19 protein-coding genes, 1 tRNA gene, 1 pseudogene and 1 riboswitch are annotated in these 13423 nt (G+C 64.3%); of the genes and pseudogenes, 8 read left to right on the top strand and 13 right to left on the bottom strand.

Annotated elements, in window-relative coordinates:
- Positions 1-221: 221 nt before the first annotated feature.
- Positions 222-581, bottom strand: a pseudogene (locus H0W40_RS09060) (Ku protein); the annotation flags it as partial.
- A gap of 757 nt (positions 582-1338) precedes the next feature.
- Between H0W40_RS09060 and H0W40_RS09055 the strand changes: the two are divergent.
- Positions 1339-1926 carry a hypothetical protein gene (locus H0W40_RS09055; protein WP_292445483.1) on the top strand — a complete coding sequence of 196 codons (588 nt, stop codon included), beginning with the start codon at positions 1339-1341 and terminating at the stop codon, positions 1924-1926.
- A gap of 6 nt (positions 1927-1932) precedes the next feature.
- Here the strand turns inward: H0W40_RS09055 and H0W40_RS09050 are convergent, their stop codons facing one another.
- Positions 1933-3036 carry an integrase gene (locus H0W40_RS09050; protein WP_292445481.1) on the bottom strand — a complete coding sequence of 368 codons (1104 nt, stop codon included), beginning with the start codon at positions 3034-3036 and terminating at the stop codon, positions 1933-1935.
- Positions 3011-3280 carry a hypothetical protein gene (locus tag H0W40_RS09045; protein WP_292445480.1) on the bottom strand — a complete coding sequence of 90 codons (270 nt, stop codon included), beginning with the start codon at positions 3278-3280 and terminating at the stop codon, positions 3011-3013. Before H0W40_RS09045 ends, H0W40_RS09050 begins: the two co-directional genes overlap by 26 nt.
- 131 nt (positions 3281-3411) lie before the next feature.
- Here H0W40_RS09045 and H0W40_RS09040 point away from each other — a divergent pair, with 131 nt between their 5' ends.
- Positions 3412-3618 carry a hypothetical protein gene (locus tag H0W40_RS09040; RefSeq protein ID WP_292445478.1) on the top strand — a complete coding sequence of 69 codons (207 nt, stop codon included), beginning with the start codon at positions 3412-3414 and terminating at the stop codon, positions 3616-3618.
- Positions 3619-3635: 17 nt separating this feature from the next.
- Here the strand turns inward: H0W40_RS09040 and H0W40_RS09035 are convergent, their stop codons facing one another.
- Positions 3636-4178, bottom strand: a complete 543-nt coding sequence (locus tag H0W40_RS09035; protein WP_292445477.1) for a DUF1643 domain-containing protein — start codon at positions 4176-4178, stop codon at positions 3636-3638.
- Positions 4178-4762 (bottom strand): hypothetical protein, encoded by a 585-nt coding sequence (locus H0W40_RS09030; RefSeq protein WP_292445476.1) that lies wholly within the window; start codon positions 4760-4762, stop codon positions 4178-4180. The genes H0W40_RS09035 and H0W40_RS09030 overlap by 1 nt, the downstream gene beginning before the upstream one ends.
- Positions 4763-4853: 91 nt before the next feature.
- On the opposite strand from H0W40_RS09030, the gene H0W40_RS09025 reads away from it, so the two are divergent.
- Genes H0W40_RS09025 through H0W40_RS09015 form a run of 3 tightly spaced genes read left to right on the top strand, consistent with a single transcriptional unit; the run spans position 4854 to position 5453 of the window.
- On the top strand, positions 4854-5012 hold the full coding sequence (locus tag H0W40_RS09025) for a hypothetical protein (protein WP_292445475.1): 159 nt from the start codon (positions 4854-4856) through the stop codon (positions 5010-5012).
- On the top strand, positions 5009-5155 hold the full coding sequence (locus H0W40_RS09020; RefSeq protein WP_292445473.1) for a hypothetical protein: 147 nt from the start codon (positions 5009-5011) through the stop codon (positions 5153-5155). Before H0W40_RS09025 ends, H0W40_RS09020 begins: the two co-directional genes overlap by 4 nt.
- A 31-nt stretch (positions 5156-5186) precedes the next feature.
- Positions 5187-5453, top strand: coding sequence for a hypothetical protein (locus H0W40_RS09015; RefSeq protein ID WP_292445471.1), 267 nt, complete (start codon positions 5187-5189; stop codon positions 5451-5453).
- A 1-nt stretch (position 5454) separates the two neighbouring features.
- Here H0W40_RS09015 and H0W40_RS09010 read toward each other — a convergent pair whose 3' ends face one another.
- Together H0W40_RS09010 and H0W40_RS09005 are read right to left on the bottom strand one after the other, a co-directional pair.
- Positions 5455-6015: a J domain-containing protein gene (locus tag H0W40_RS09010; RefSeq protein WP_292445470.1), complete on the bottom strand. Its 561-nt coding sequence runs from the start codon at positions 6013-6015 to the stop codon at positions 5455-5457.
- Entirely contained in the window at positions 6012-6218 is a 207-nt protein-coding gene (locus H0W40_RS09005; RefSeq protein ID WP_292445468.1) for a hypothetical protein, read from the bottom strand. Before H0W40_RS09005 ends, H0W40_RS09010 begins: the two co-directional genes overlap by 4 nt.
- Positions 6219-6523: 305 nt before the next feature.
- Between H0W40_RS09005 and H0W40_RS09000 the strand changes: the two genes are divergently transcribed.
- On the top strand, positions 6524-6697 hold the full coding sequence (locus H0W40_RS09000) for a hypothetical protein (protein ID WP_292445466.1): 174 nt from the start codon (positions 6524-6526) through the stop codon (positions 6695-6697).
- 13 nt (positions 6698-6710) lie between these two features.
- On the opposite strand, the gene H0W40_RS08995 is transcribed toward H0W40_RS09000, so the two are convergent.
- Entirely contained in the window at positions 6711-6857 is a 147-nt protein-coding gene (locus H0W40_RS08995; RefSeq protein ID WP_292445465.1) for a hypothetical protein, read from the bottom strand.
- Between the two features lie 199 nt (positions 6858-7056).
- On the opposite strand from H0W40_RS08995, the gene H0W40_RS08990 reads away from it, so the two are divergent.
- On the top strand, positions 7057-7617 hold the full coding sequence (locus tag H0W40_RS08990; protein WP_292445464.1) for a lysozyme: 561 nt from the start codon (positions 7057-7059) through the stop codon (positions 7615-7617).
- Here the strand turns inward: H0W40_RS08990 and H0W40_RS08985 are convergent.
- Both H0W40_RS08985 and H0W40_RS08980 read right to left on the bottom strand, forming a co-directional pair.
- The gene (locus H0W40_RS08985) at positions 7614-8708 is read right to left on the bottom strand and encodes a tetratricopeptide repeat protein (RefSeq protein WP_292445462.1); all 1095 of its coding nucleotides are present in this window, start codon (positions 8706-8708) and stop codon (positions 7614-7616) included. The genes H0W40_RS08990 and H0W40_RS08985 overlap by 4 nt on opposite strands.
- A 369-nt stretch (positions 8709-9077) precedes the next feature.
- On the bottom strand, positions 9078-9212 hold the full coding sequence (locus H0W40_RS08980; protein WP_292445460.1) for a hypothetical protein: 135 nt from the start codon (positions 9210-9212) through the stop codon (positions 9078-9080).
- 115 nt (positions 9213-9327) lie between these two features.
- Here H0W40_RS08980 and H0W40_RS08975 point away from each other — a divergent pair, with 115 nt between their 5' ends.
- Entirely contained in the window at positions 9328-10245 is a 918-nt protein-coding gene (locus H0W40_RS08975; protein ID WP_292445459.1) for a putative sugar O-methyltransferase, read from the top strand.
- 36 nt (positions 10246-10281) lie between these two features.
- On the opposite strand, the gene H0W40_RS08970 is transcribed toward H0W40_RS08975, so the two are convergent.
- From H0W40_RS08970 to H0W40_RS08960, 3 genes are all read right to left on the bottom strand, one after another.
- Complete coding sequence (locus tag H0W40_RS08970) at positions 10282-10476, bottom strand: hypothetical protein (RefSeq protein WP_292445457.1); 195 nt, start codon at positions 10474-10476, stop codon at positions 10282-10284.
- 350 nt (positions 10477-10826) lie between these two features.
- Positions 10827-10902 (bottom strand) — tRNA-Asn (locus tag H0W40_RS08965).
- A 36-nt stretch (positions 10903-10938) separates the two neighbouring features.
- Positions 10939-13143, bottom strand: coding sequence for a TonB-dependent siderophore receptor (locus tag H0W40_RS08960; protein WP_292445455.1), 2205 nt, complete (start codon positions 13141-13143; stop codon positions 10939-10941).
- Between the two features lie 64 nt (positions 13144-13207).
- Positions 13208-13312: riboswitch (TPP riboswitch) on the bottom strand.
- Between the last annotated feature and the right edge of the window lie 111 nt (positions 13313-13423).

Here is a 13423-nt window from a genome sequence, read left to right as displayed (position 1 = left end):
CCCCTACGACTTGCTTGTCCATGATGTGCATTACCGGCTTGATGCACACCATCGCAGGCGCGCTCGATCAGGCGATCGTGCGCATCTCGTCGTGAACGGGCAAGAGGGCCTTGAGGCCACGCTTACCAAAGAAGTCTCAAACCACGAGCGCCTCGAGCCGCCTAAATTCTCGTCCCACGCGGGCTTCACGGAGCCGGCCGAGCCAGGTCAGGCACCTTGGCGCCTCGCTTGTCCGGGGCGAGGAAGTAGGCCTTGTCGTAGAAGAGCGGATCGACAGCCTTCTCTGGGATGAAGGCCACGATCTCGATGACGTGCGAGGACCCTTCCTCGAGCGCCTTGAGTTCCTCGGGCTGGAACAGCACGAAGCGGTCCTTCTCGAACTCGTAGCCCTTGACCATCTCCGCGCGTTCGATGACCTTGCCGGTTTGCTCCGAAACGTACTGCTGCTTGACCCGGGAGCCGTCTCTGGACAGGAGGTTGAAGCGGATCGACGCCGAACTCTCGGAGGCCGAGTACAGCCGGACAGGGATGGAGACAAGCCCGAAGCTCAGAGACAGCGATGCAATCGACCGGGCGGCCATGGTTCACCTCCGAAACTGATCCAAGGGGCAAGGGATGTGGCAAGCGTCGTGCCGCTACCCCGCAGCGGCGGTGCTCGACCGCTGTTTCGCGAGACTTGCCTGAAAGGCTGCGCGACCTCCTGGCCTTGCTTCTGTCTGGCGTGCCGACCGGCAGCCGCCTCACTTCAAGCTGTGCTGATCGGCAGGCCGTGCTAATTCTCGGCCTCGCAGCAGTTCGATGCAGCGAAGCAACGACGGACCGCCTGAACGGGAAGAAAAGTCATCCGCGCCAAGACTGGCACCAGACTGGCACCAGCCGGTCTCCGGAAACAAAAAAGTCAGCAGGCGCAAACCTGCTGACTCTTGTATTTATTGGCTCCCCGACCTGGGCTCGAACCAGGGACCTACGGATTAACAGGCGGAGGGTTGAATGGATCGCAAAGCCGCAAGAATGCTCATCACCATGCGATGTGCGTCCAATATCTCCCGATCTATCTGGCTCGATGCTTCCTGGGTATGAACGGCGCTCGATCACTGGATATAAGACGCACCCACCCGTGGATAAACTAAGCCGGTGATGGCACCAAGGCTCAACATCGGACGTTGCATCTATTGCGGCACCACGAGTGGTCCTTTGACACGAGAGCACGTGATGCCACGTGGACTAGGCGGGCACTGGGCCCCTACTCAAATGCAGCAGGCTCTAGTCCTGCGCAGGGCGTCATGCCCGTCCTGCCAGAACATCACGCAAGCTATTGAACGAGAGTGCCTGCGGTCGATGCTGGATCCTGCGCGCGCCCGGCTTGGTCTCAAGCGCTCTGATCGATCAAATCGGATAACCGAAGTTTTCCAAAGGACACCGGGCGGGCCGAGAGAACGCCAGCCCGCCGAACCAATCTCAATGCTTGGCGGCATGGTGCTGCCATCCTTTACCGGTGCGAGAGTGTTCGGGTGCGAGCATAAGGAATCTACCAATTTCGCCTGCAAGGTCGTGATCGTGGCGCCCGTGTCGCAGCCCCGAATGAAGCAGTTTCACTTGATCGGTGTGGAGATGTGCGTAAACCCGGTGGCCTTCGCGCGCATGCTGGCGAAGATCGGCCTTGGCGTTGCAGTGGCCCAGTTTGGTATCGATGGTTTTACTCCATTGGTCCAAGCCTTCATTCTCGGAGCGGAGCACGAGCATGGAGAGTGGGTCGGCGGATATGCTGGGGATACGAACCCACCGCAGCCAACGTCTGATGGACTCCACCACGTTACGATCGCTCGTAAGCGCATGCTCCAGGGCGATTTCGTGATCGCGCACATCTGCCTCTTCGCAAAGTACGGTGGGCCCACGAACTTTGTGGCAGTAGGTCGGCCTTGCTGACGATTTTTATGCGTAGATCGTCGTCAAGTTTGGCTGAGCAGTCATGCGCCACCGAGCCTTGATGTAGCGCTCGGTGGTCGTTTTGTCGGCGTGACCGCAAAGCAATTGAATCTGCTCGATCAGGGTGCCGGCCAGCCACATGTCGGTGGCGCCCTTACCCTTGAGGTCGCGCAAGGCGAACGACGGCATCGCGGCCAGCGGGCCCTTCTCTTTGGCGTGCCGCGCCCGCACCTTGTCCTGTGCCTGCTTGAGCATCGACGACAGCCCGTCGTAGGTGTAGGCCTTGCCGTCAAGCCGATGCAGTATCGGCTGGCGCAGCTGCGGCACCTCGCCGATCGCCTCGGCCACCAGCGCGCCCAGCTCGCCGACCAGCGCGATGTCGAGCAGCCGGCCGGTCTTTGACTGCCTGAAGTGCAGGACCTTGCCGCCGTCCTTCGTGCGCACATTGGAAGGCGTCCACGCCAGCACGTCGACCTCGGGCCGCTGCAGGGTGCGATAGACGAGTTCCATTGCAAGGCGCACGGCACGGTTGCCGGCGTCATAGACGGCCCGGTACTCGGCATGGGTGACGTAGCGCTCGCGCTTGCTTTCCGGATTGCGCTGCACGCCGCTGGCGCGCATGCACGGGTTGACCACCAGACCGGGCACCTTGCCAGTGCGAATCAGCCAGGAGATGCAGCTGGACAGGAACGCCTTTTCGCGATTGGCTGGCACCGGTCGCGGCGGATCCATACTTGCATTGGCGTCAAGGTAGGCCTGCACCATCACCGGCTCGATGTGCTGCGGGAGACGCTTGCCGAAGGCGGCCACCAGCGGGCCATCGTCCGCCGCATAGCCGGTGTAGTCGTCGAGCGTGCGCTGGCTGAAGGTCTTGGCCGCCACGCGCAGCTTGCAATCCGCGAGGAACATTCCAAACCAGTAGGAGAGGGTGCCGAAGCCGTCGCCGGGATTGTTGTAACGCGCCGCGATCTGCTTGGCCGCGGCCACGTCGGTGCCGACGTTCTCCCAGCGGCCGGTGTCGCGGTGCACGTAGTAAAAGCGGCCGCGGCGAAAGGCCAGGCGCGTGCCGGCCAGTTGGAGCGGGTCACCGTCCTTTCGAGCTCTGCCCATTGCATGCCTTCCTTCCCGCCGCCCATGCCTGCAGGCCGACGACCACGCTTGCTGCGTCTGCCGCCGCTCGATTCTGCCCTTCGCCGCCGGCGGTTCCTTGCGGGCGCCAGGCCAGTGGCCGGCCATTCGGCTTGCGATCGACCTTCAGGCCCAGCCGGCGCAGATAGCGGATCTTCGCGGCGTCCTGCGTGAGGCCGTCGCATAGCTCGTTTACCTCCGCGTCGCTGTAGTAGTCGCCGGACATCAGGCACCCCTCGACTTGGCTTGCGACGAAGTAGCGTGATCCACGTCACAGCGACCGTCTACGGCCGACCGACGGCAGGCACGGCGCTTGGCCGCCCGAGATACTTTCAGCCTTGCCAACAGGAGCTTGCGATGGCTGCAGCAACGACGAATAACGAACCTCGGAACACCGCCGTGGCGCGCGAAGAGGCGCAGGCTGAGGCGAAGACAGAGCCGACTCCCCCTCGCAACTACGATGAAGCTGCGGTGACTCGGCTTGTGCGCCGCGGCATCCTCGAGGTCGTCAAGGAGGGCCCGCCGCAGTTCGATCTGACGGTTCCATGCGTCAGGAGGATGTGAGGGGAGGGTAGGCAGCATCAGACGGCCTCGCGCCACAGGACGAGTCGCGCGTCCTTCGGTACCTTGTGCTTGCCGCGCGCCATCGGGTGCTTCGGGTAGCCGCCCGTGGTCTTACCCAGGCAGTACAGCGGCACACCCTCGGGCAGCGCGCACTCAATGTCCTCGCGCACGTTGTCGAACCAGTTAGAGCAGCGGTCCGCCAGGGCGCCCCAGGCCAGCAGCACGGCGCCGGCCTGGCTCACCTCGTCGACGATCACGCCGACGTTCTCCTGCAGCCGGTCGCGCGCGTGCCAGTCGCAGCGCTTGTCCCAGTTGTTCACCATGTCGACGGCCTGCGCCGCGGTCGAGCTGCGAAGCGGAATGCCGTTGACGACGACCAGGCCGCCGAAGCCGTTATGGCGGGCGATGCGGCAGAGCAGGGTGATGGTCGGGTCATCGACCAAGTGATCGGCGTCGCTCGGATTGAACATGCAGACGAGCAGCACGGGCCGGTCGTCCCAGACGCGGCCGAGGGTGCTGCGGTAGGCGCCGCAGGGGGAGAGGCGGGCGGTGCGCTGCATCAGACCCTCCGGAACTCGACGACCCAGAGGAAGGGGTTTGCGTCCCATGAGCCTGGGCCGTTGATCGACTCCCAGAGAGCACGGTATTCGGGTCGCTCAATGCCGTCCGGGTTCTCCGGGCCCCCGGAAGAAATGCCCTCGGCGATGCAGTCTGCGATGCTGACCTCCTGCAGCCGCTCGACGCGCACGCCGGTGACTTCGAGCGTGATCCGCGAGGCCCAGGCCGGCAGGAAGCGGCCGATCTTGAGGCGCCAGCCCCAGACGTTGCCGGTGTCGGGCGAGACGACGCTCACCTGCGGCCGGGCAGGATGGTCGGCGGCGTAGTGCACCGGCGCCTCACGCATTGGCACGTAGAGCCATTTCTGCCGTCCGGTGGCCGTCGTGCCGTTGGGCCGGCGCTCGCACCACATCAAGGCGGCTTCCTTCACGCGCAGCCGGTCGCCGGGGACGCCGTAGCGGCAGTCGAACGGGTACTCGCACCCGTCGTCCATCACCATCGACTCGCCGTCTGGCGAGCGGTACGGCCACCAGCCGCGGTCCTGCTCGACAAGCACGAACGCATCATCGGCACGATGTGGCTTCACGACCCGCCGCGTTTGCGTCTTCGTTCCAGCCTGCAGCGCCCGTACCATCGGCGCCGAGAAAAGAATCGGTCGTTCCTTTAAGGAGTTATCCATGCTCGAGAAAATCCATGCAGCACTTTGGGATGCGCTGAAGCGCAACTTCGAAGAGACGGCTGAAGTGACGCACGCCTTCGGACCCGACCTCGTGTTTCGCCCTTTTACGGGCGCCCAGAAGGTCTCGCTGCATTTCGAGCAGCCGGTGGGGACGTGATCCGCGAAGCGGACGGTGAGACCCTGGCAAAGTACGCTGAGAACGTGCAACGGTACGTGGCGAAGGCCATGACCAGCTATGCAAACAACCCGGCCTCCAATGCCTTCAAAATTCCCGTGGATGACCGCGCGATTGACGAGTGAGGTTCTTGCCCGAGCACTCAAGGCCGCCAACGTGAACGACCCGCCTGACGCGCAGGTTCCGAAGGAGGAGTTGGCACGCGCGCAGCGAATGGAGAGGATTAGCCGCGAGATACAGGAGACAGCGGGGGAGCAGCGTGAGCTGGTTCGACGAACCGCTGAGGCGACCGAAGCATTGGCGCGCGATGCCGCAGATGCCAAGCGCGACTCCCACAAGGCGGTTATGTGGGCAAGGCTTGGGGCGCTCATTGCACTCGCTTCCTTGCTGGTCGCGGCCTGGCCGTACATCAGCGGCCTCTGAATCACGGCAGGGCCCTCCGATACGCCTCGTTCACCTCCGCCATCCGCTCGGCACTGCCGCCGCGGTCGGGGTGATGCTCGCTGGCCAGTCGGCGATACGCAGTGCGGATCTCGCCTTGGCAGGCGTCGCGCACCACGCCGAGCACCTCCCACCAGTCCATGCCCGCCGGCGCGGGCAGCGACAGAAAGCCCGTGAACGTCGCGCGCACAAGCGCCAGCGTGCCGTGGCGCAGCTCGACGCGGCGAGCCTCGAGGATGTGATGAATCGCTTGCAGGTTCGACTCCACGGTCTCGTAGCGGTCGACGGGGATGCACAGCTGCAGGCCATCCCAGACGAACCAGACCGCCACGCCCGAGTCCGCGGGCCGGCTCATGCCTAGCGTCACGTTGCTGCTCATCACGATGCCGTCGAGCTTCTTACCGGAGTCGGCGGCGAAGCGGCGCAGGCTGTCCTCGACGTTCTTCAAGGCGCCCGCGAGCGAGGTCTTGAAGGCGCCGCGCTCGCGCGACTTGGCGCGCGGGAACTGCGGCGGCCAGGTGAGGGGGTAGGCGGAGATGGTCATACTTGTGGCTCAAAAGCTGCTGGAGGGCGCATGGCTACCAATCGAACGGTCGAGGTCCGTTGTCTCAATCCGAGTTGCGGGAAATGATTTCCGTCGCCGATCTTCATCACCTCGCTGGAGTCGTTCGAGTCCGCCGCGATGTCGGGCAACCGGACCAACTGCCCGTACTGCGGGACGATCACGGCCTGCAACAAGGAAAACATGCGGCTCAGCGGTCCGGATGGCGGCTTCGCGGGCAACGACACGATCTGACATCACGCCCCCTGCGCCAGGCTCCGCCCGACCACCAAGAAGGGGACGAGGCGAATCTCGACGAGCTTCATGTTCTCGTTCCCGATACGATCGGCTCGATGAGGAGCACAGGGGGAAGGCAATGGGTCCAAACGATCCCTTTGGAGAGAGCAGCAGCGGCCCGCGAGAGGAAGCTGTCACAAAGCACGAGATTCGCGGGGAGGGCGCTGATGACACTCGGTTCTCTTTGCAGCCCCGCGGCGCCAATACGCCTCTCGTGAAGCGGACAGAGAAGGCCGAGGCGACGCTGCGCAGGCTGGAGGTAAGGGCCACAGAGGACGCTGCAAAGTCTGCAAAGACATCTGCACGTTGGGCGATCCTGGCCGCGCTGGTCGCTGTGGCGGCACTGGTGGTTGCAGCGTGGCCCGAGATCAAGGACTTGGGCCGCTGAGAGCAATCGAAAGTCACGTCCGCTCCTCGCCGCGCATCGCGGCCTCGATCAGTGGTTCCACCTCCAGCCGCTTCGCCCGCTCGCCCGGCACCGCCTGGAAGCGATGCGCGAGCGACCAGGTGCAGACGATCTCGCGGCCGAAGGGCCGCTGCAGCCGCAAGCATTGGCCGCCCGACAGGCATCTGGCTGGTCGACCTGTGGAACGGCATCATCCGGCCGCTCACCGCCAGCATCTGCCTGTTCCTGTGGGTACGTCACGTCGCGATGCACGAGTGGGTGCTCGACGAGCGCGGCTGGTCGATCCTTGGGGCAGCGCTGGGCCTGTACCTGGCCGATCGCACGCTAGCCAAGCGCGGCAAGTGAGCCGCTTCGATGCCGGCCTGCTCGAGCGCGCGCTGCGCGCCCTGGGTAAGTCGCCCCCCGCAGCGCCTGCACCGACCGGCAAGACCCTGCATCAGCTCGCCGTCGAAGTGGCAGCGGTGCTATGTCGGCGCTTCGAGGGCTTCCACAGCCATCCCTACCTGTGCCCGGCCGGCGTGCCCACCATCGGCTACGGCGCCACGCACTACCTTGACGGGCGCCGCGTGCAGCTCAGCGACCCGCCGATCACGCGCGAGGCCGGCGAGCGGCTGCTGCTGCGCATGATCGAGCAGACTTACATGCCGGCTGTGCTGCAGCTCTGTCCCGGCGTCCGCAACGCGAACCGACTTGCCGCGCTGATCGACTTCACCTTCAACCTCGGCGCCGGCAACCTGCGGGCGAGCACGCTGCGCAAGCGCGTGAATGCGGACCGTTGGAACGACGTGCCGCCCGAGCTGCGCAAGTGGAACAAGGCCGGCGGGAGGGTGCTGCGTGGCCTGGTGATCAGGCGCGAGGCTGAGGCTGCGCTGGTGGAGCCGATGCCCGACGGCAAAGGCTAGGCTGGCGAACTGAGCGCGGCCACGCGCACGGCAGCGGCCTTTGCCGTGAGCTTCCATTCCCGGTTGCCCTTGCCTTCCTGGAGCAACAGAAGATAGGCCCGCAGCGCTTCATCGACACGGCCCAGCTGCTCGAGTGCCATTCCGCGCAGCCACAGAGCCTCGCATCGAAACTCGGGCAGATGCTCCACCTTTTGGAGTGCCTCGATGCTCTCCGCATGGCGCTGTTGCTTTCGATGGACCGTGGCGTCGAGCATGTGCACCTCGGCGATTTCCCCGTGCTCGGCCCGGATCTTCCCTATCAAGGGGACGGCCGCCGCGAAGCACTTCTCGCCGGCCAATCGATCGGCCATCCTCACCCGATCACTGAGCAGCAGATGGCGGGTGAGCGCTTCGACAAACGCCACCATCGTTGCGCGGTTGAGCTGTTTGGGCGGCACCGTGGGGCAACCCTCAAGGATCGACATCGGCACGGAGAGCGCCTTGTACTGCGCAAGGTCCCGGCCGAAACAGAAGTCCGCGAGCAGCGGTGCCAGCAGTTCCTTGTCCTTCAGGTGCCGCGCCGATTCGTGGCCACAGTCGGGAAGGAAAATCGCTTCGCTGTTTGGCCAGGCGCGATGAAAGTGAAGCGCGCAGATCAGGTCAGTGGGGCACGATATGCCGGCCACGAAGAGTGCCCGTGAGGGCTGCCCCATCGTCGCAATGTCAAGGGTGCGCCCCGGCACGTCCCGGCGGCTGAAGCCGGTGTAAACGTTGAGCCACAGTTCCGGAGCGAAGCAGATCAGCTCGGCGCCCATGATGCTGGAGAACATCGCCGCACCGAATGCACCCATGGAAGCGCCGACGCACACAATCTTCGATGCACCGGCGGCCTGCGCCTTCGCCTTGATGGCCAGCGCCGACGCTCGAGCATCGCCATATCCTGGAAGGCCGTCGAGATACCAGCCGCTCGACCCGTTGTTGACGTAGATGTTGCTCACGCCCGGCGGCGTCGGGTACTTTTCGAACCCCTCCGCCTGCTTAGTCCGGCTTCTGAAATGAACGACGCAGACCGGCGCCCCGGGCACAAGCGCCTCTTCGATGTACTGGATCACTATTCCCACTCCCGCATTGTTTTTGTTCAGCTCCGCCCCGCGCGCCATCCTAGTGCCCCCGGCGGCCGGTCCGAACGGCACGTGGGTTGCTGCGTGACGGCATGCTCCACCTTCAACGCCTCGCCATACCCTGCGCCCGGTGCCGCAGCGAAGGCTGGCTCTGCGGGCGCCACCGCGGAGCAGCCATGGGAGCACGGCGGCTGCACATCGGCAGGCATCCTTTGCTGCTGCAACCCGACTGCCGACATGCCGCCCAGCTTCATCGTCGAATTCGCGCTTCCCAGCATCAACTACGTGCCGGCGGCTTGCGGCAGTAGGCGATCAAGAAAAGGGGCCCTCGCGGGCCCTTGATCATTGGCTACGGCCCGATCACACGGCGCGGGGAAGCGCCTGGGGCATCATGTCTTCTTCGGTCTCCCGCAGATGGCGCAGCACCATCGTGCCGGGCTTGCAGAGGCCCTTCGTAGTTCGCATCTCGGCTTCATCGTCTCGCACTCTATCCATTTGAGGAATTATGCAGCTCGAAAATGATTTGGCACTTCTCGATACGATGCTCGCGGATCACAAATCCGCGCCTGCTATTTACCAATGGACGAACTATTGGGCGAGGAAGTGCAACATGGCCGTTTCCTACATCCGAGAGACAGGCCTGAAGGACTTCAGAGGCATTCGAGCTCCGAAGCGCACGCCCGCTGCTACCTTCGCCTCATTCGGCGCGGTCGATCTCATGCCGCCCTATGCCGGCGCAGACATCATGGCAGCAGTCGCAAAATACGCAGCCGGATCGCCAGCTAAAAGCGTAATGGACCTCCCAGCTTCGCGCGTCGGCAGCCCCGAGGGCTTCGAGCACGAAGGGAAGTTTTTCACCATGTCCTGGCTGAGCTACTACCTTCGCTATGCCTATGTCAGCCGCCATCTCGACCTGTCGAACAAGATCATTGTCGAGATCGGCTCCGGCTCAGCGAAGCAGGCCCACCTGCTGAAGATGGCCCATCCGGATGCAACGATCCTGATTTTCGATATCCCTCCGCAAATCTACGTGGCGAACCAGTACTTGAAGGCCGTTCTGGGGCCGGACGTGCTTGTGCCTTTTGAGAAGGCCAGGTCGATCAAGAAATTCAGTCAGATCGAAAGAGGCAAGCTCTACGTCTTCGGAAACTGGCACATCGATATCCTCAGAGGTGCCACCTTCGATCTTCTATGGAACGCCGCATCGTTCCAGGAAATGGAGCCCGATGTCGTCCGGCACTACATAAACGCTGCGAGCGGCGCGCGCGATGTCTATCTGATGCAGACCATGGCCGGTCAGGGCGTAGCTTCGGCGCCGGGCCGTGGTGGTGTCATAGAGGCCACCACACTCGAAACCTATCGGGCCGCTCTCCCGAACCACGCCATGGTCAGCCAGGCCCCCGCCCATCTCGCGCTGCCGGTGCAACCGAAACGCTGGCCGTATACCGAGACGTTCTGGAAGGGCCGGCCCCAAGTCCAGACGGTTGAGAAAGCTCCGGGCCTGCTTGCTCGCTTGTTTCGTAGGTGAACTGGTACCGTGGCAGGCGCGTCCTCCAACTCCGGCTCAAGTTTCAAAGTACGCGTCGGCGGCCGCTTCGGGCAGGAGCATTAAGACGTTGGGGTGGCGCTCTAGAAGCTGCAGAGCTATTTCATCCAAGTCGTCGTCTCCCACACTTCGAGCCGCCGGCAGCGTCCGGGCGTGCTGCTTGAAGCGATCAACCCACTCGGCTGCTGTTAGGGCTGGGGGAGCGATTTCCATGGTGTCTTGGTCCTGTAGCGGTTTATTCCGATCGCGCGCACTTCGTCCAAGGTGCTAGGCAGGATCTCCCAGGAAGAGCAGCCCGAGTTCGGCAGGCTGTGGATGCGGGTGCACTTGGGGTGATGGCAAGCGACGCACCCGTCGTGCTGGGCGCCGAAGTGCTGGCAGGTCCAGCAGCCACCGCGGCGGTTGGCGGAGAGCGGGCCGGGGGTGGTCATGGAGCCATCGTAGCGCTGCGCAAAAGTACTGGATATTGGACAGCGTCCAATATCTGTCCAATATTTGCGACCTCACCGGCCAAAGAAAAAGGCCCTGCATCGCTGCAAGGCCTTGATTCTTCTAGCTGTTTTTGGCTCCCCGACCTGGGCTCGAACCAGGGACCTACGGATTAACAGTCCGGCGCTCTACCAACTGAGCTATCGAGGAACGAAGCCGCAAATTATAGCCAGGCTCGCAGCCGCCTCACAATTCGGCGGTGACTGACAGGCGCCAGGTGCGCGGCGCCATCGGGTACAGGTACGCGTGGTCGAACTGATACGGCGCTTCTTTCCAGGCGCGGCGGTCGGCAAGGTTGTCTATGCCGGCGCGCCAGACCAGGCGCTGACCGCCGGCAAGGTGCTGGTCGTAGCTGGCGCCGACGTCGATGCGGGCCCACCCTGGTATGCGTGGGCTGCCGTTGCCGGGAAGCACGTTGCGTTCGCTTTCTGCTGTGAGCGCGGCGTGGGTATCCACACCGGGCAGGGCGGCGAGCCGGTGGTTCGCGAAGAGCCGCAGACTGCGCGCGGGCACGTTGGCGGGGCGGCCTCCTGCGAGGGCTGGATCGACGCTACCTTCGATCCTTGCTCTTAGCAGCATCGCGCTGCCGCCGAGTGTCCATGCGCCGAGCCTTGCCTGTGCCTGCGCTTCGAGGCCGCGGTGGACTGCTTCACCGTCGCTCGCCCGTTGCAGACTGCACTCGCTCGGAGCGAGACATATCGCGGCGGCATCCGTGTAGGAAGGCCTTGAAATCTCGAAAGCGGCAACGCCCCAGGACAAGTCGTCCCCCGCATGTTTGAAGCCCAGCTCGGTCTGTCTACTCTTCAGCGCGGGCAAGGCCTGCCCCGCGTTGCGGTACTGCGGAAGCCCGGGGACCACTTCGGATTCGATGCCTTCGCCCCAGCTTGCATAGAGCGTCCCGCCCGGCATGACTGTCCAACTGCCTGCCAGCCATGGTGTGGTGAAGTTTTGCCTGTACCGGGTGGCTCCAGTGCCCGAGGTAGTGATGCTCTCGCGCTCGATCCTCGTGTGGCGCAGGCCCAGCCACAGGCTCACCGTGGGGCTGAGTTGGATGGCGTCGCGCAGATAGAACTCGGTGTTGCGCTCGTCGCGGTTGGTGTTGTCGGTCGTCACGCTGTCGTCGGAGCCGGTGACGGTTTCGCCGTCGATCGTTCCTTGGATGTCGACGATGTTGAACGCATAGCGCTGCAGGCTCGCCTCGAAGCGGCTTTGCAGCACGCCCACGCTCAGAGCATGCGTGAGGCTGCCGGTCTGCAGCCGGCCCTGAACGCTTGCGTCTATCGCGTCGGTACGTCGGCGCTCGTTCTCGCTGCGGTAGTCGTACAGGTCGAAGCGGCCGTCGGGGCAGTAGCTGTCGGCGTAGTAAATGTCGTCATCGAGATCCGGGGTGCCGCGGTCGTCGGAGCAGCCAAACGGAAACGCGAGCCGATCGTCGGTGGTCAGCCGCTGTGTGCCGACATGCACAACGGCGCGCCAGTCCGGATTCAGCTTCTGCGTGAGCCGCAGGCTCGCATAGCGGCCGGCGAACACGACCGGCTGGGACCATGGCTGATTGTTCAAGTTGATGCGCGGATCGATGTCGTTCGCATCGGGCACGCGGTCACCGAGCAGGCTGAAGCCGGGCTGGCTGGGTTGGCTGCGTCGGCTGGTTTCGACCTCGGCTTCGATCAGCGTGTCGGGTGACAGGCGCCAGTCGCCGGCCACGGCCAATAGGTGACGCTTACCACTGGCGTCGTGTAGTTCGGGGTGGAGGTGCTCGACGGCGGCATTCACGCGCAGTCCAAAGGCTCGCTGCTCGCCGAAACGCGCCGACAGGTCGGTCGCTGCAAGTGCCGCGCCCGCGCCGCGCAATTCGAGCGTCGCTGATCGCACGTCGACATCAGGCCGCTTGACCACCAGGTTCACCAGGCCGCCCGGTGCGCTGGTGCCGGCCTGGATGCCGCTGGTGCCCTTGAGCAGTTCGAGGCGGCTCTTGTTGTCGAGTGCGAGTGCGGTTTCGCCGGTGATGGGCACTCCATCGCGGCGGTAGTTGTAGCGCTGGTCGATCACGAAGCCGCGCACCGTCAGGCTGTCCCAGTAGCCGACGCTGTTGTAGGCGTCGCTGACGCTCGCATCGAAGCGGGTCAGCTCGCGAAGGCCCTGTGCGCCGTAGTCCTCGAGCTGCGCTTCGCCGATCGAGAGCACCTGCATCGGCAGCCGTTCGGGTGGCACATCGCCGAAGCCTGCCACATCGGACGGGGGCAGGGTGCTGCGCCCCGTGATGGTGACGGGCGGCAGGCTCGTCTTGTCGGCCTGGGCGGTGGCGATGCCGGCCAGGCCTGCGCACACGATCGCAACAGCGCCGCGGCGCAAGCGTGCGTGCGTGTCATGGAGGTTTTGGGGGGAGGCCATCGTGATTCCGTTCGATGGCAGGTGGGCGCTGAGACGGAGGAGCCGCCCTGCATGGCAGGCGGGCCACCGAGGCCAGACGCTTCCCTGCGCGAGGATTACCTCAATCAGGTTCAAAGGGACTTTCTCAGCCGGGCCTTCGGTGAAAGGCCCAACACCCCTAGCGAATGCCGCTCGTCTTGACGAGCGACGGATCGATTATGACAAGACGAAACGACAAGAGCCCGCAAGGGCGGGCTCTCGTCGTGGTCTGCGCAGGCAAGACCGGGTCGTGCCGCGCTCG

The organism is Methylibium sp. (genome assembly GCF_013817345.1).
Taxonomy (GTDB): domain Bacteria; phylum Pseudomonadota; class Gammaproteobacteria; order Burkholderiales; family Burkholderiaceae_C; genus Methylibium.
Note: the sequence above shows the minus strand (reverse complement) of the source record. Positions and strands in the feature narration are given on the sequence as shown.